The 15,344-nt window shown below is 70.6% G+C and carries 16 protein-coding genes; 11 read left to right on the top strand and 5 right to left on the bottom strand.

All coding sequences use genetic code 11. From position 1 onward, the window contains the following. The first annotated feature begins 394 nt into the window (after window positions 1-394). The 5 genes from OG758_RS28345 (at window position 395) to mscL (ending at window position 4,490) form a co-directional block, all read left to right on the top strand. Window positions 395-1,681: an MFS transporter gene (locus tag OG758_RS28345; RefSeq protein ID WP_326712538.1), complete on the top strand. Its 1,287-nt coding sequence runs from the start codon at window positions 395-397 to the stop codon at window positions 1,679-1,681. 67 nt (window positions 1,682-1,748) lie between these two features. After that, a complete protein-coding gene (locus OG758_RS28340) occupies window positions 1,749-2,093 on the top strand; it encodes an FmdB family zinc ribbon protein (RefSeq protein WP_326712537.1) in 345 nt (114 codons plus the stop codon). Between the two features lie 93 nt (window positions 2,094-2,186). Then, a complete protein-coding gene (locus OG758_RS28335) occupies window positions 2,187-3,062 on the top strand; it encodes an S-methyl-5'-thioadenosine phosphorylase (RefSeq protein WP_326712536.1) in 876 nt (291 codons plus the stop codon). A 249-nt stretch (window positions 3,063-3,311) separates the two neighbouring features. Continuing rightward, complete coding sequence (locus tag OG758_RS28330; RefSeq protein WP_326712535.1) at window positions 3,312-3,881, top strand: RcpC/CpaB family pilus assembly protein; 570 nt, start codon at window positions 3,312-3,314, stop codon at window positions 3,879-3,881. A 150-nt stretch (window positions 3,882-4,031) separates the two neighbouring features. Further along, entirely contained in the window at window positions 4,032-4,490 is a 459-nt protein-coding gene (mscL, locus tag OG758_RS28325) for a large conductance mechanosensitive channel protein MscL (RefSeq protein WP_326716060.1), read from the top strand. A 7-nt stretch (window positions 4,491-4,497) separates the two neighbouring features. Here the strand turns inward: mscL and OG758_RS28320 are convergent, their stop codons facing one another. After that, complete coding sequence (locus OG758_RS28320; protein ID WP_326712534.1) at window positions 4,498-4,680, bottom strand: hypothetical protein; 183 nt, start codon at window positions 4,678-4,680, stop codon at window positions 4,498-4,500. 361 nt (window positions 4,681-5,041) lie between these two features. Between OG758_RS28320 and OG758_RS28315 the strand changes: the two genes are divergently transcribed. The 3 genes from OG758_RS28315 to OG758_RS28305 all read left to right on the top strand — a co-directional run bounded on the left by OG758_RS28315 (window position 5,042) and on the right by OG758_RS28305 (window position 8,532). Continuing rightward, a complete protein-coding gene (locus OG758_RS28315) occupies window positions 5,042-6,130 on the top strand; it encodes a P1 family peptidase (protein ID WP_326712533.1) in 1,089 nt (362 codons plus the stop codon). A 219-nt stretch (window positions 6,131-6,349) separates the two neighbouring features. Continuing rightward, a complete protein-coding gene (locus OG758_RS28310; RefSeq protein ID WP_442810353.1) occupies window positions 6,350-7,633 on the top strand; it encodes a L,D-transpeptidase in 1,284 nt (427 codons plus the stop codon). 134 nt (window positions 7,634-7,767) lie between these two features. Next, window positions 7,768-8,532: a DUF6227 family protein gene (locus tag OG758_RS28305; RefSeq protein ID WP_326712531.1), complete on the top strand. Its 765-nt coding sequence runs from the start codon at window positions 7,768-7,770 to the stop codon at window positions 8,530-8,532. A 28-nt stretch (window positions 8,533-8,560) separates the two neighbouring features. On the opposite strand, the gene OG758_RS28300 is transcribed toward OG758_RS28305, so the two are convergent. Further along, window positions 8,561-8,794, bottom strand: coding sequence for a hypothetical protein (locus OG758_RS28300; protein ID WP_326712530.1), 234 nt, complete (start codon window positions 8,792-8,794; stop codon window positions 8,561-8,563). Between the two features lie 481 nt (window positions 8,795-9,275). On the opposite strand from OG758_RS28300, the gene OG758_RS28295 reads away from it, so the two are divergent. After that, complete coding sequence (locus tag OG758_RS28295) at window positions 9,276-9,593, top strand: hypothetical protein (RefSeq protein WP_326712529.1); 318 nt, start codon at window positions 9,276-9,278, stop codon at window positions 9,591-9,593. Window positions 9,594-9,764: 171 nt separating this feature from the next. On the opposite strand, the gene OG758_RS28290 is transcribed toward OG758_RS28295, so the two are convergent. Both OG758_RS28290 and OG758_RS28285 read right to left on the bottom strand, forming a co-directional pair. Beyond that, window positions 9,765-10,529, bottom strand: coding sequence for a glucose 1-dehydrogenase (locus OG758_RS28290; RefSeq protein WP_326712528.1), 765 nt, complete (start codon window positions 10,527-10,529; stop codon window positions 9,765-9,767). A gap of 76 nt (window positions 10,530-10,605) precedes the next feature. After that, a complete protein-coding gene (locus tag OG758_RS28285) occupies window positions 10,606-11,253 on the bottom strand; it encodes a TetR family transcriptional regulator (RefSeq protein ID WP_326712527.1) in 648 nt (215 codons plus the stop codon). Between the two features lie 71 nt (window positions 11,254-11,324). On the opposite strand from OG758_RS28285, the gene OG758_RS28280 reads away from it, so the two are divergent. After that, window positions 11,325-12,584, top strand: coding sequence for an ABC transporter substrate-binding protein (locus OG758_RS28280; protein WP_326712526.1), 1,260 nt, complete (start codon window positions 11,325-11,327; stop codon window positions 12,582-12,584). A gap of 77 nt (window positions 12,585-12,661) precedes the next feature. Here OG758_RS28280 and OG758_RS28275 read toward each other — a convergent pair whose 3' ends face one another. After that, window positions 12,662-14,164 (bottom strand): MFS transporter, encoded by a 1,503-nt coding sequence (locus tag OG758_RS28275; protein WP_326712525.1) that lies wholly within the window; start codon window positions 14,162-14,164, stop codon window positions 12,662-12,664. Window positions 14,165-14,317: 153 nt separating this feature from the next. Between OG758_RS28275 and OG758_RS28270 the strand changes: the two genes are divergently transcribed. Continuing rightward, window positions 14,318-15,313, top strand: coding sequence for a helix-turn-helix transcriptional regulator (locus tag OG758_RS28270; RefSeq protein WP_326712524.1), 996 nt, complete (start codon window positions 14,318-14,320; stop codon window positions 15,311-15,313). Window positions 15,314-15,344 lie beyond the last annotated feature (31 nt).

Here is a 15,344-nt window from a genome sequence, read left to right as displayed (position 1 = left end):
CGGGTCGGGAACTTGGGCGCCTGGGCGGGAGCGAGGACGCCGGGTCGGGAACTTGGGTGCCGGGGCAGAAGCCAGGGCTCCTTGCGGGAGCCGGGACTCCTTGCGGGAGCCGGCGGGTGGATGGCGGGCCGATTGCCGGTGGATGAAGTTCCGCTACGCGGAAGAAAGCGGCCCGTCCGACCGTTAGCATGGTCGGTACACACTTGAAGTTCCACCGACTCTGCCTGATGTAGAGCCGGCGCGACCGCAAAGCGGCCGCGGTTCCCTTGCATACCCTGCATGGCCCAGGCCCTCCTGGCGCGGACCCCGGTATCACTCGGTTCCCGGCGCATGAGGACGGCTCTCGGCGCACCCCACCGGGTCAGCGCTACCAGGCGGCAGAAAGGCAAGGGCCGTGCCAGAGAATTACACGGCCACGGTCACCGACAAGCGCCCCGGATACGGGCAGCTGCTGCGCACCCGCGGCGCCTGGACGTTCCTGCTCCCCGGCTTCGCCGCCCGGCAGCCGTTCGCGATGCTCACCATCTCGACGGTCCTGCTCGTGCAGCACACCACCGGCTCGTACGGCACCGCCGGAGCCGTCTCCGCCACCACCGGCGTCTCCATGGCGCTGTTCGCCCCCTTCACGGGCAAGCTCGCCGACCGCTTCGGGCAGCGCGCCGTCCTCGTGCCCGGCGTCCTGCTGCACACGGCGTCCGTGCTCCTGCTGACGCTGCTCGCGCTCAGCGACGCCCCCCTGTGGGCCCTGTTCGTCGCTGCGGTCCCGACCGGCGCCTCCACGCCGCAGATCGGGCCCATGGTGCGGGCCCGCTGGGGCGTCAAGCTCCAGGGCTCGCCCCTGATGACCACGGCCGCCGCCTTCGAGTCGGTCACGGACGAGTTCACGTTCGTGCTCGGCCCGCTGTTCGCGACCGCTCTGTGCACCGGCGTGCACCCCGCCGCCGGTCTCGTCACGGAGGCGTCCCTGACGCTCGTGGGCGGCTTCCTGTTCGCCGCGCAGCGCGGCACGCAGCCCCGGCCCTCGCGGTCCGCGGGCGACGTCCACGCACGCGTGGAGCATGTTTCCGCACTCCGCGTCCCCGGCGTGCGCGTCCTGATCGTGGCGTTCCTCGGCATCGGCTCCGTCTTCGGCGGCATGCAGGTCGCCCTGGCCGCCTTCACCGAGTCGATCGGCGAGCCGGGCCTGAACGGTGTCCTGTACGGGACGTTCGCCGCGGGCAACATGCTCTCCGGCATCGTCTGCGGAGCCGTCGCCTGGAAGATCGCGCCCCAGCGCCGCCTCCTGCTCGCCTACACCGCCCTCGCCGTGACCGCCTCCGGCCTCTGGGCCGCGCAGTCCGTTCTCCTGCTCGCCGGGATCGGCCTGCTGGTGGGCACGTGCATCGCCCCGGCCCTGATCACCGGGTACACGCTCGTCGAGAAGCTGGTCCCCCCGACCGCCCGCACCGAGGCCTTCACATGGCTCACGGGCGCGGTCGCGCTCGGCCAGGCAGCGGCCGTCACGGTCGCCGGCCAGCTGGAGGACCACCTCTGGGACGGCGCCGGATTCCTCGTCCCGATGGGCGGCACGGTGCTCGCCCTGCTGCTCCTGGCGACCCTGCGATCCCGGCTCGTCCCGCCGTCGACAGGCCTGACCGTGGCGCGTGGCGTCGGTCACCGAGTGCCCGTGTCAGTGGACTGATCTCGCGGAATACGTCACTATGGATTGTCGTTAGCACTCATCGAGTGAGAGTGCCAGGAGGAAGCAAGTGCCGACGTACCAGTACCAGTGCACCGAATGCGGCGAGGGCCTCGAGGCGGTGCAGAAGTTCACCGATGACGCCCTGACCGTGTGCCCCAGCTGTGACGGACGCCTCAAGAAGGTGTTCTCGGCGGTCGGCATCGTCTTCAAGGGATCGGGCTTCTACCGCAACGACAGCCGCGGCTCCTCGTCGAGCAGCTCGCCGGCGTCGTCGGCGGCGAAGTCGGCCTCGGACACGAAGTCTTCGTCCTCGGACTCCAAGTCGTCCGGGTCGTCGTCCTCCACGTCGACGTCCTCGGCCTCCGCTTCGTCTTCTTCTTCGAGCTCGTCCTCGAGCTCTTCCGCCGCGTAAGGCCGCTCGGCCGCTTCGGCCAAGTTCTTACGGAACCCTGTCGTCCTCCGACGACGGGGTTTTCGGCGTTCCCGGGCGGATACTGTGCCGGACATGGCGAATACAGTTCCGGGCACGGCTAACACGGCGAACACACGGGTCACGGCCGAGATCGGCGTCATCGGCGGCTCCGGCTTCTACTCGTTCCTGGACGACGTGACCGAGGTCCAGGTCGACACCCCGTACGGAGCGCCGAGCGACTCTCTGTTCCTCGGCGGGATCGCGGGCCGCAAGGTCGCCTTTCTGCCCCGCCACGGCCGCGGCCACCATCTGCCGCCGCACCGCATCAACTACCGCGCCAACCTCTGGGCCCTGCGCTCCGTGGGCGTCCGGCAGGTCCTCGGCCCCTGCGCCGTGGGCGGCCTTCGGCCCGAGTTCGGACCGGGGACGCTTCTGGTGCCGGACCAGTTCGTGGACCGGACGAAGGCTCGTGCGCAGACGTACTTCGACGGGGAGCCGCTGGCGGACGGGACCGTGCCGAACGTGGTGCATGTGTCGCCCGCCGACCCGTACTGCCCGGCCGGGCGCCGGGTCGCCGTGAAGGCGGCGCGCGGCCGCGACTGGGAGCCGGTGGACGGCGGGACGCTCGTGGTCGTCGAGGGGCCACGGTTCTCGACCCGCGCCGAATCCCGCTGGCATGCCTCTCAGGGGTGGTCGGTGGTCGGCATGACCGGGCACCCCGAGGCGATGCTCGCGCGTGAACTCGAGCTCTGCTACACGTCGTTGACCCTCGTCACCGACCTCGACGCGGGCGCCGAATCGGGCGAGGGCGTGTCGCACCACGAGGTTCTCCAGGTCTTCGCCGCCAATGTGGACCGGCTGCGGACGGTGCTCTTCGACGCGGTGGCGGGGCTGCCGACAGAGGGCGAGCGGGACTGCCTGTGCGTGAGGGCGCTCGGGGGGATGGACCCGGGGATCGTGCTGCCGTAGCCGCGTACTGAACGGTGTTGGCCGGTGCTGGCCGGTGCTGGCCGGTGCTGGCCGGTGCTGGCCGGTGCTGGCCGGTGCTGAACTTCGCCTTCGGGTGAGGGAGTTGTCCACAACCGGCGAGTAGTGCACGGGGCTCAGCGGGAATCTGCGCGGGCCTGGATCGTGGAGCGCGAGGCGAGCTTTCGAGCTTGCGCGTTCCGAGGCTTCTCGATGTTCTCCGATGCCTCTCGATCCAGGTGGTGGTCGCCCATGTCCCCGTTCAGCACTCCCCCGACGTGCGAGGTCCCGCATTTCGCGCCGCTGCGGGTGCGCGGTGGGCGGTGGCGGCCACGGCGTGCGGGCCGGCACCGGCGGCGGGCGGTCGCCGCGGGGCTCGCCGTGACGGCGGCGGTGCTGGTGGCCGCGGGGCCGTCGGGGGCGGGGTCCTCCGGTTCCGGGTCCTCAGGCGCGGGATCCTCAGGCTCCGAGATCTCGGGCTCCGGGCGGGAGCGGGTGCGGCGGTCGGTCGTGACGGTGTCCGCGCCGGTGCGGATCGCGGACGCGGCGGCGGTGCGGCTGCTGCGGCCCGGTGACCGGGTCGACGTGGTGGCGGCGGGGCCGGGAGCCGGTGACGGGCAGGAATCCGGGGGCCGGGGCGGCAGGGTCGTCGCGGCGGGGGCGCGGGTCAGTTCCGTTCCGGATTCCGCGGAGTCGGCGGAGTCCGCCGGCGAAGTTGCCGCGGAGGGCGGCGCTCTGGTCGTCCTGTCCGTGCCCCGAGAGACGGCGGCGCGGCTCGCCGGGGCCGGTGCCACCTCGCGGCTGGCGGTGACCCTGTGGTGATCGATTTCGGGTGCCCGGACGGGCCGGTCCGCACGGTTTCGAAGTCAAGTCCCTCGTTCGAGTTGGCGAATTGGACAGGCCGGCCAGGCGCTGTCGTAGGTTGCGGAGCTGTTTGCTCCACATCCTGCACAAGTGAAGAGAGGCCTTCTGGTGAGCGAGAAGAAGAAGCCGAGTCTGTGGGAGGGCTTCAAGGCCTTCTTGATGCGCGGCAATGTGATCGACCTTGCGGTCGCCGTCGTCATCGGAGCCGCGTTCACCAACATCGTGAACTCCGTCGTGAAGGGCGTCATCAACCCACTGGTCGGCGCGTTCGGCACGAAGGACCTGAACGGCTACACGTCGTGCCTGAAGGGCACCTGCCCGGGCGACGACGGCATCGAGATCCTGTGGGGCTCGGTACTCAGCGCCACCCTCACGTTCCTGATCACGGCCGCGGTCGTGTACTTCCTGATGGTGCTGCCGATGGCCAAGTACCTCGCCAGGAAGGCGGCCCGGGATGCCGCGAAGGAAGGCGCCGCGGAGGTCGTGGAGCTGTCCGAGCTGGAGGTCCTGAAGGAGATCCGCGACGCCCTGGTGGCGCAGCGCGGCTCTGGGCACAGCGAGCAGTAGCCGCGGCTCAGAGGTGGTGGGGCGGCTTCTCGTCGAGGAAGCGTGCCAGGTCGGCGGCGCTGTCGCTGCCGAGAGTGGGCCGCTCGCCCCACCCTTGGTCCGTGTCGTCCGAGGACTGCGTGCTCAGCGGATCGTCGAAGACCAGCGCGCTCTTCGGATCGCGCGGTTCGGGGTCGGGGGCGGTGCTCATGCCCCCAGCGTACGTCCGTCGGGGGGCGGGGCGTCAGGAGCGGGGTGCGGAGGTGCGGAGGTACAGGGGTACAGGGGTACGGAGGTACAGGGGAGCGGGCCGCTCGGGTCGTCGGCCGCTCGGGTCGTGGGGGCAGCTGGGGGATACGGCGCCCTTGCGGACCTAGAACGACCAGCAGACGCCGATGGACGTGGCCGTAGGAGCCCACGAAGCACCGCAGTTAGCTGGTCACGGCGAAGTTCGCGGACATCGCCGGCGGGCATCGTGGCCGCGCTCACCGTCGCCGTGGGCGTGAACATCACGCCCGCAGGGCGTGCGCGGAGGCGGTCCCCGGGCCCAACTCGCGTGATACGCATGCCGTATGACGACGCCCACGCGCAATGCCCTGACCGATGTCTCCGGCCTGCGGGTCGGTCATGCCACCCGCGCCGGCGAAGGCGGCTGGCTGACCGGGACGACGGTGGTGCTCGCGCCCGAGGGCGGGATGACCGCCGCTGTGGACGTGCGAGGCGGCGGCCCGGGCACGAAGGAGACGGACGCGCTCGACCCGCGCAATGTGGTCCGGTATATCGACGCGGTGACCCTGACGGGCGGCAGCGCCTACGGCCTGGACGCCGCGTCGGGTGTCATGGCGTGGCTGGAGGAGCAGGGCCGGGGCGTACGTGTGGGGGCCGGGCCGCGCGAGGTGGTGCCTGTCGTCCCCACCGCGTGCGTCTTCGATCTGGGGCGCGGAGGGGAGTTCCGGGCCAGGCCCGACGCGGCGACGGGCCGCGCGGCGGTGGAGGCGGCGGCCGCCTCCGCGCCGGGCTCGCCTGTCGCGGAGGGCTCGGTGGGCGCGGGCACGGGCGCGGTGATCGGCGGGCTGAAGGGCGGCGTGGGCACGGCGAGCACGGTGCTCGACTCGGGGGTGACGGTCGCGGCGCTGGTAGTGGCCAACGCGGTGGGCTCCGCGGTCGATCCGGCGACGGGCGCGCTCTATGGGCGGTTCTTCGCCCCGGACCGGGCCGACGCGCGGGACGGCGGACCCCACCCGCACTCGCACCCGTATCCGTACCCCTCGCCGGAGACGCACGCGGCGGCGCAGGAACGGATCGCGCGGACCAAGGAGGAGGCCGCCGGACAGGCGCCGCCGATGAACACCACGCTCGCCGTCGTCGCCACGGACGCGGTGCTCACCCGCTCCCAGGCGCACAAGCTCGCGGGCACCTCGCACGACGGCATCGCGCGCGCCGTCCGTCCGGTGCACCTCCTCAACGACGGGGACACCGTCTTCGCCGTCGCGACCGGTACGCGCCCGCTCGACGAGGCCAACCCCCTAGCGCTGAACGACATCCTCGCGGCGGGCGCGGACATGGTGACACGGGCGATCGTGCGGGCGGTGCTCGCGGCGGAGTCGGTGCGGGGGCCGGGCGGGACGTTCCTCTCGTACGGGGATCTGTACGGGAGTTGAGGCACGGGCGCCCACCACCCGGGGGCGCGCCAAGGCACACGGAACACACGTCCCACGGAGCACGCGGCTCACGGAACTCATGACTCACGAAGCCCAGGATTCACGTAGCGCCCGGCCCGTCCGGTTCCTGGCGTGACCTGTGTCTCCGTTCACATCTTCCCGAAGGAACCTTTACGGTCAGTTCGCCCTCTCTACACGCACTGGAGTAACTGACGAATCATGGAGTATCTCGTGACAACCCCGGACACAGCCGCGCACCAGCAGCACCCCCGGCAGCCCGAGCAGGGCCGCAGGCGTACCGCGCGGCGGGTCCTGGTGGCGACGGCCGCGGTCGCCGTCGGCGCGCTCGCACTCACCGCCTGCGGCGGCAGCGCCGACGCGGAGAACGCCGATGGCAAGAACGGCGACACCAAGGCCAAGGGCTCGTCCGCCGCGCAGATCACGATCTCGGCCAAGGACGGCTCGACGGGGGCGTCCATCAACGCGACGGGCGTGAAGGTCGAGTCCGGCAAGCTCACCGACGTGAAGATGACGGAGCCCGACAGCGGGAAGACCGTGCCGGGCTCCCTCACCGCCAACGGTTCGACGTGGAAGCCCAAGGAACAGCTCGAGCGCGGGACGAAGTACCGCATCTCGGCCACCGCCAAGGATTCCGACGGCCGTACGGCAGCCGCCAACTCGATCTTCACCACGGTCACCACGTCGGGCAGCTTCATCGGCACGTACACGCCGGACGGCGGCACCACCGTCGGCGTCGGCATGCCGGTCTCGTTCACCTTCGACAAGGCGATCACGAACAAGAAGGCCGTGCAGTCGCACATCACGGTCTCCTCCAGCAGCGGCCAGCAGATCGTGGGCCACTGGTTCGGCGCGCAGCGGCTCGACTTCCGCCCCGAGGAGTACTGGAAGGCCGGTTCCAAGGTCACGATGAAGATCGACCTGGACGGCGTGCAGGGCGCGAACGGCGTGACGGGCGTCCAGAACAAGACGGTCAGCTTCACCGTGGGCCGCTCCCAGGTCTCCACGGTCGACGTCAACACCCAGACGATGACGGTCGTACGGGACGGCAAGACGATCAAGACGATCCCGATCTCGGCCGGCAGCGCACAGCACACCACGTACAACGGGCAGATGGTGATCTCCGAGAAGTTCGTGCAGACCCGGATGAACGGGTCGACGGTCGGTTTCGGCGGCGAGTACGACATCCCTGATGTCCCGCACGCGATGCGCCTGTCCTCGTCCGGCACGTTCATCCACGGCAACTACTGGTACCCGAAGGGCAATCCGCCCTTCGGCCGCTCCGGCACCAGCCACGGCTGCATCGGCCTCGCGGACGTCCAGGGCGCGGGCGGCGCGACGATCGCCAAGTGGTTCTACGACAACTCGCTCGTCGGCGACGTGGTGACCGTCAAGCACTCCCCCGACACCACCATCGCGCCCGACAACGGCCTCAACGGCTGGAACATGTCGTGGAGCCAGTGGACGGCGGGCAGCACCGTCTGACGGGCTCATCAGGACGGGCCGCGCGGGAACTTCCCCGCGCGGCCCGTTCGTTTCTGATTTCGAGGACATGATGTCCGACCTAGGGGCTACGGTATGCACCCACAAGGTGACATGTAGCAACGCCGGGAGATGCCTTGAGCGTTCCGTACGACACCGCAGCGTACGAGCCACCCGAGTCGCACGAGTCGCATCAGCCGGACGGCACGCACCAGCCGGATGAGCACCTCGGGCGCCTGCTGGGCCGGGCCCTGAACTCCTTCGAGCTGCCCGACGAGGTCCTCGCCCGCCTCGACTGCGCGCTCGCGTACGACAGTTCGCTGCACTCCGCACACCACAGCGCGGGCCTGCACCGCGAGACGTACCGGCACACGTGGCTGCTCGCGGACGGCAGCGCGCTCACCCTGTGGGAGCTCGTCCACAACACGATGCCCGGGCGGGGGACCCAGCACGAGGTGTACACGTCGGAGGAGGACCTCCACCTGGCGACGGACCGCCTCCCGCTGCCCCGCGAGGCCGCCCCCGACTTCGAGCTGCCGCTCCAGGTCCCGTCGATCCCCGAGCCGCGCCGCAGTTACGCGGCCGACGGCTCGGCGGACCACGCCCGCCGCCTGCTGCGCCGCGCGGAGAACGAGGACCGCCCGGGACCCGACACGGCCCGGCTCCTGCACACCGCCTACGCGCACCAGATCACGCAGGCGTTCGGCCGCCCGCGCCTCGGCTTCACGCTGTACGAGCACGCGTTCCTGCTGCACGACGGCAGCGAGATCAGTCTCTGGGAGATCGAGCACACGGCGACGCCGGACGGCCGTCACATGTGCGAGGTGTACGCCACGCAGGACGAGGCCCGCGCGGCGATGCAGCGCCGCGCCACCGACCGCTCCCGCCCCAGCTGCGGCTAGCTTTACAAGCGCCGGCCGCGGCCGGCGACTAACGGCGGCTGAACTGTCGTACCAGGCCCGCGAACGCGTCGCGCTCGTCCGGCGTCAGCGGCACGGACTCCTGGGCGGGCGGACCGCCCTGGACCGGCAGCGAGGCGAGGGGCTGCTCGGCGCCCCAGCCCACATGGCGCACCAGCCGGACGAGACCCACCACCCACACCACGGTGGCGGCCGCGAGGAACGCCACGCCTATCTGCTGGAAGTACGACAGGTGTTCAGGCATGGGCCCAGTCAACACCACGGTCCCGGACTTTGGCCCCGGACCGTGACGTATCTCGCATGAGCGGACAGTTCCGAACTACAGGGGGCAACCGGCATCTTCGGCTCCTCTTCCCTCTCGGCAACCGCCAGCGGGACCACGGAATCCAAATAATGCTCTCGAAGGGGTGTCGGGACAGCACGTAAATGCGCGGTCAACGAAATAAAGGTCACCTATGCGCACTTCTATCCAGCGGCCATCCAGCCGTCCTGATCGGCGTGCACACTGAAGATCATTACTGAAGGTCGCGCAATCCGTGATGGATGCCGTGACTCTCGGCATCCGCCGCCGCTGGTCTCCGGGAGCGCCATGCGGCGGAACCAAAATCAAGTCGAAGCCCTTGACCGCCTCTCACGCACGACGGACCCGAAGCGCCTCGCGCGTCTCTTGCCGGGGTGCGACGATAGAACGACTCAGTTCACTCACGGCTTTCGGGGTGATGAGGATGATGAAGGCAGCATTGCGGAGTGTCAGCATTGTCGCCGCAGCCGCCTGCTGTTTTGCGCTCGGTGAATGGAGCGCATCAGCGAGTGAGTCAGGTGCCCTGCCACAGAAGTCGCAGGCCGCACCGACGAAGTCGACACTTCGGTGTTATGCGACGCGCAGCAGTCCGGAAGCGATCACCTGCTACCGGTTTTCCGCGAAGGCCGAGTTCAGGCACGGCGACATGGTCTATGTGCCGATGCTCATCCAGGTGCCTGCGCCTGCACATCCGCCGTCCGTGACTATCGTCAACAGCCTGAACGACGTTCGGCCCGAGTAACACGGTTCGGGCGGCCGACCCAGTGGCGAAACGCCGGGGGTGCCGGGGCCGGTGCCCGTACTTGGCGGAGTCGGCGAGCGTCTCCGTAGCCGTACAGGCACAAGAGCCCGGCCTCCTCGCGGAGAACCGGGCCCTTCGGGGTACCTACCGTGCCTGCGGCACCTGCGGCCCCTACTGACCCATCACGTACTTGACCGTCGGGCCCGTGGTCCAGCCGCCGTCCACGGCGAGCTCGGCGCCGGTGACGTACGAGGAGTCGTCCGAGAGCAGGAACACGGCCGCCTTGGCGATCTCGTCCGCCTCGCCGACGCGGCCCATCGGAGTGTTCGGGTAGCCGCCGTCGCCCTGCTGAATGCCGAGCTGGGCCGTCATCGGGGTGTAGATCATGCCGGGATGCACGGAGTTGACGCGGATCTTCGCCGTACCCTGCTCGACCGCGGCGAGCTTGGTCAGGCCGCGCACGCCCCACTTGGAGGCGCCGTAGGAGCCGGTGAGGGCGAGGCCCATGAGGCCGGCGGCGGAGGAGATGTTGACGATGGAGCCGCCGCCGTTGTCCTTCATCGCGTTGATGGCCGTCTTCATGCCGATGAAGACGCCGGTGAGGTTGATGTCGAGGACCTTGCGGAAGTGCTCGACGGTCTCCGTCTCCAGGGGCTGGCCCGTGGAGATGCCCGCGTTGTTGACCAGGCCGTCGATCCCGCCGAACTCGGCGATGGCGAACGCGGCGACGGCCGTCCAGTCCTCCTCCGACGTCACGTCGTGCCGCATGAAGCGGGCGCGCTCGCCGAGCCCCGCGGCGAGGGCCTTGCCCTCGTCCTCCAGGACGTCGGTGACGACGACGTTGGCACCGGCCTCGACGGCGCGGCGCGCTGTCTCGGCGCCGATGCCGCGGGCTCCGCCGGTGACAAGGACGGTCTTGCCGGTGAGGTTGTTCATGGGTGCTCCAGAAGAAGTCGAGGGAGAAGTCGAGGGTGGAACAGGGGAGTTCAGGGGATGCGGGCGCGGACGGGGGCTAGGCCGGGGCCCAGGGGAAGTCGCCGAGCGACGCGAGGCACCGCGCGGCGAGCGCCGCGGGCCCGAGCTCCCCGCCGGCCGGGGCGTCGCTCGTGGCCCAGGTCTCCACGCCTACGCGAATGGCCGTGCAGGCGACCCCGGCGGCCAGGCGCAGGGCGAGTGACGGGGGTACCCCCGTGTCACCCCCGCCCCCCACCCGCTCCTCAAGGGCCGCCAGCAACGTGGCTTCCGACGCGTGGCAGGCGGTGCCCCACACCGCTTGCAGCGCCGGGCTCTCCGCCGCCATGCGCAGCAGGGACCTGACCCACTCCAGGGATTCCACGTTCGCCGCGTCGTCCGCGGTGAGCGACCGGGCGACCGCGTGCCGCAGCGCCTCGGGCACGGAGAGTGCAGCCGGGGCGTCACGCACGGCCTCCGCCCACTGCTGGGCTCCCGCGGCGAAGAGCGGGGCGACCGCTTCTTCCTTGGTCGCGAAGTAGCGGTAGAAGGTGCGCGGGGCGACCCCCGCGGCGCGGGCGATGTCCTCGGCGCGGGTGGCGCGCAGGCCGTCCTCCACGAAGAGCGCCGCCGCTGTGCGGGCGATGTCCAGGCGGGTGGCGGCCTTGCGTCGTTCCGTCAGCGTCTCAGTCGTAGAGCTACCTGGCATGAAGTCATGGTATGCCTATGTGGCAGAATCTGCCACCGATCTGGCGTGCAACCAAGGGGTGGGCGAGAGCAGTGCGGCGGCGACGTTTCCTTCTTCAGACGGCCGGGCTCGCCGGCGCCGCGGCCTACGGGCTCAGCGGCTGCGGTTCCGGCTCGTCGAAGTCCTCCCTCGACCTGATGGTGGCGAGCTACGACCAGAGCGTCGGTTCCGCGATCGGAGACCAGTGGGACCAGGTCGTCAAGGCGTACAAGAAGGTGAAGCCGGACGTCACGGTGCATGTCGAGCGGATCCCGTTCGCCAAGCTGGACCGGACCCTCGCCCAGCGGGTGAAGGACGGCAAGGCGCCCGACATCGCGCAGTCCAACGCCTTCGCGACGTTCGCCGACCAGCGCAAGCTCTACCCGGTGTCGGAGCTCTTCGACATCCCCACCCAGGCCGACTTCACGCAGTCGTTCGCCCAGGCGGGCACGGCGCACTACGTCCAGTACGGCATCCCGTTCATGGCGAGCACCCCGCGCCTCTTCTGCAACACGACACTCTTCGAGCGCGCGGGCATCTCCGCGCCCGGCTCGTGGGACGAACTGCACTCCGCGGCAAAGGCGTTGAAGGCCATCGACGTGACGACGCCCTACGGCCTCCAGCTCGGCCCCGAGGCCGCCGAGGACGAGGCGCTCGCCTGGCTGCTGGCCGGCGGTGGCACCTACGCGGGCGTCACCGGCTACGACTTCGCGACCAGCAGCAACATCGCGACGCTGACCTGGCTGCGCGACCGCCTCGTCGGCGAGGGCCTGGCCGGCGCCGCGCCCCAGCTCCTCGACCGGACGGCCGCGTACGAGCAGTTCCTGCGCGGGCAGATCGGCATGATGATCGCCCACCCGGTCCTGATGAACGCGGCCGACGAGGCGAAGGTCCCGTACGCGCACGCGGCGTTCCCGCAGCGGGACGGGGGCGCGGCGGCACCGCTCGGGCTGAGCGACTGGCTGCTCGCGTTCAAGCAGAACGGCCGCAGGGCCGAGTGTGGCGAGTTCCTGACGTACCTCTACAGCCGTAAGTCGGCCCGGACGTACGGGGGCGGCCAGGCGGCGCTGCCCGTGACGGCGTCCGCGTCGGACTCCCTGCGCTCCGACCCGGCGCAGCGCCCGCTGTGGAAGTTCATCGACCAGATGCCGCGGGCGGAGTTCCAGCCGGTGAACCAGGCGTCCTGGCCCGACGTGCGGGCCGCGATCCGCGAGGACATCGGCTCGGCGGTCGTCCGGGGCGGCAACCCGCGCGCGGTGCTCCAGGCTCTGGACACGAAGGCGAACCGCGCGGAGATCCGCACGGCCGGCTGAACAACGAGCTGGAACGGAGAGTGGGCGGGCCCCCGCGCCATTGCGCGAGGGCCCGCCCACTCGAAGTCCCGCGGGAACTAGACCAGTTCCGGCGCCTTCTCCACCGGTCCGGCCTCCGGGTCCGCCTCCTGCGCGCCCCCTTCGACGTGCTGCGCGGGCCGCCCCGGCAGCGCGAACATCAGCAGGAAGATCACGGCGAGCACGCCGACGACGTACCACAGCGAGTTGCTGAACGCGTCGGTGAACGCCTGCCCGACCTCGGTCGGCGCGAGGTGGTCGCCGATCGTCCCGAAGAACACCACGGAGACCAGGCCGAGCCCGAGCGCCGTACCCATCTGCTGCGTGGTGTTGATCAGCCCGGACGCCGAACCGGCGTGCTCGCGCGGCACGTCGGAGAGCACCGCGTCGGTCAGCGGGGCGACGATGAGGCCCATGCCGACGCCCATCACGACGAGCGGCAGCGCCATCTGCCAGGACGTGATCCCGGCGCCGTAACGCCCGGCCTCCCAGATGTAGATCAGCAGTCCGGCGATCATCGCCAGCGCGCCGGTCTGGAGCACCTTGCGCCCGAACCTCGGCACGAGCTTCTGCACCGAGATCCCGGCCGCAGCCGACACGGCGATGGAGAACGGCACCCCGGTCAGACCCGCGTGCAGCGCCGTCCACCCGAGGCCGACCTGCATGTACATCGTCCACACCAGGAAGAACACGCCGAGCGCGACACCGAAGACGACCTGCACGGCGATACCGGCGGCGAAGCTCTTCACCTTGAACAGGGACAGCTCGACCAGCGGCGAACCGTCGCGCCGCGTCTTGTACTTCTCGTACACGACGAGCGCGCCGAAGACGAGGACGCTGGAGCCCATCACGACGTGGCCCCACACGGGCCAGCCCAGCTCGCGGCCACGCGTCAGCGGATAGATCAGCATGAGCAGGCCGAGCGTGACCAGCACGACGCCGACGAGGTCGAGCTTGAGGGCGCGGGGCGCCTTGGACTCGCTGATGAACCTGCGGCCGAGGAGCAGTCCGGCGATGCCGACCGGCAGGTTGATCAGGAAGATCGGGCGCCATTCGAGACCGAACAGATTCCACTCGGTGAGCAGCGCGCCGAGCAGCGGGCCGGAGACCGCGCCCAGGCCGACGATCATGCCGAAGAGGCCGAAGACCTTGCCGCGCTCCTCCGCGGGGAACGTGGCGTGCACGATCGACAGGACCTGGGGCACCATCATCGCGGCCATGCCGCCCTGGAGGATGCGCGAGGCGACCAGCATCTCGGGGTTCGCGGCGAAGCCGCAGAGCGCCGAGGCGAGCGTGAAGCCGGCGATCCCTACCAGGAAGAGCCGCTTGCGGCCGTAGATGTCACCGAGCCGCCCGCCGGTGATCAGGCCCGCGGCGAACGCCAGCGCGTATCCGGCGGTGATCCACTGGATCTGGCTCACGGTGGCGCCCGCGTCGCGCTGGATGGACGGGATCGCGATGTTGACGATCGTGACGTCGACCAGGTCCATGAAGGCGGCGGTCATCACGATGGCCAGGGCGAACCAACGTCGCCTGTCGGGGGTGGTCACGGGTGAAGTCATACGAGGAGACTAGGAGGCATGTAGGTCACACCATGTCCTACATGGCGCGCACCCTGGAATCTCCCGATAACGAATGCGCCGCGAAAGTCACGAGCGAGGGCGCCGCGAGCGGGACGGACACGACAACGGGACGCGAACGAGAGGGGACGCACCATGACCACCGACACCCCGGCCCGGCTGCTTCAACTGCTCTCCCTGCTTCAGACCCCGCGCGAGTGGCCCGGCGGCGAGCTCGCCGCGCGCCTGAGCGTCTCCCGGCGCACGGTGCGCCGGGACGTGGACCGGCTGCGTGATCTCGGCTATCCGGTGCAGGCGTCGATGGGCGCGGAGGGCGGCTACCGGCTGGTCGCGGGCAAGGCGCTGCCCCCGCTGGTCCTGGACGACGAGGAGGCGGTGGCGATCGCGGTCGGCCTGCGGGCCGGGGCGGGGCACGCCGTCGAGGGCGTGGAGGAGGCGTCCGTACGGGCCCTCGCCAAGCTGGAACAGGTGCTGCCCTCGCGTCTGCGGCACCGGGTCTCCACGCTCCAGGCCGCCACGATGCCGCTGACCGGCGGGGACGGCGCGTCCATCGCGACGGAGACGCTCACGGTCCTCGCGTCGGCGACGGCGGGGCAGGAGCGGCTGCGGTTCCGCTACCGCTCGGGCGACGGCACGGAGTCACGCCGTCTGACGGAGCCGTACCGGATGGTGTCCACGGGGCGGCGCTGGTATCTGGTGGCGTACGACATCGACCGGGACGACTGGCGCACCTTCCGTGTGGACCGGGTCGAGGAGCCGTTCGCCACGGGTGCGCGATTCGTTCCGCGGGAGCTGCCGACGGGGGACGCGGCGGAGTATCTGCGGCGGTCCATGTCGGGGCGCGGCAGGCCCTCGTACGACATCGACGTGACGTTCGAAGCGCCGGCGGACTTCGTGGTGGCGCGGCTGCCCTCGGCGCTGGGCGCGCCCGAGGCGCAGCCCGACGGGACCTGCCGGCTGCGCGCGACGGCGACCGACTCGGTGGAGTGGCTGGCGCTGCGGCTCGCGCTGGTGGACTGCGAGTTCACGGTGCACGGGCCGGTGGAACTGGCGGACTATCTAAGAGAGTTGAGCAGCCGTCTGGCCCGCGCCACGGACGGGCCGGTGACATCCGGCCCGTCCGGCGCCTGACGACGAGTGGCGCGGGGGTCCGGGGGCAGCG

This window comes from Streptomyces sp. NBC_01474, assembly GCF_035918215.1.
GTDB classification, from domain to species: domain Bacteria; phylum Actinomycetota; class Actinomycetes; order Streptomycetales; family Streptomycetaceae; genus Streptomyces; species Streptomyces aureus.
This window is presented reverse-complemented; position numbering and strand designations above follow the sequence as displayed.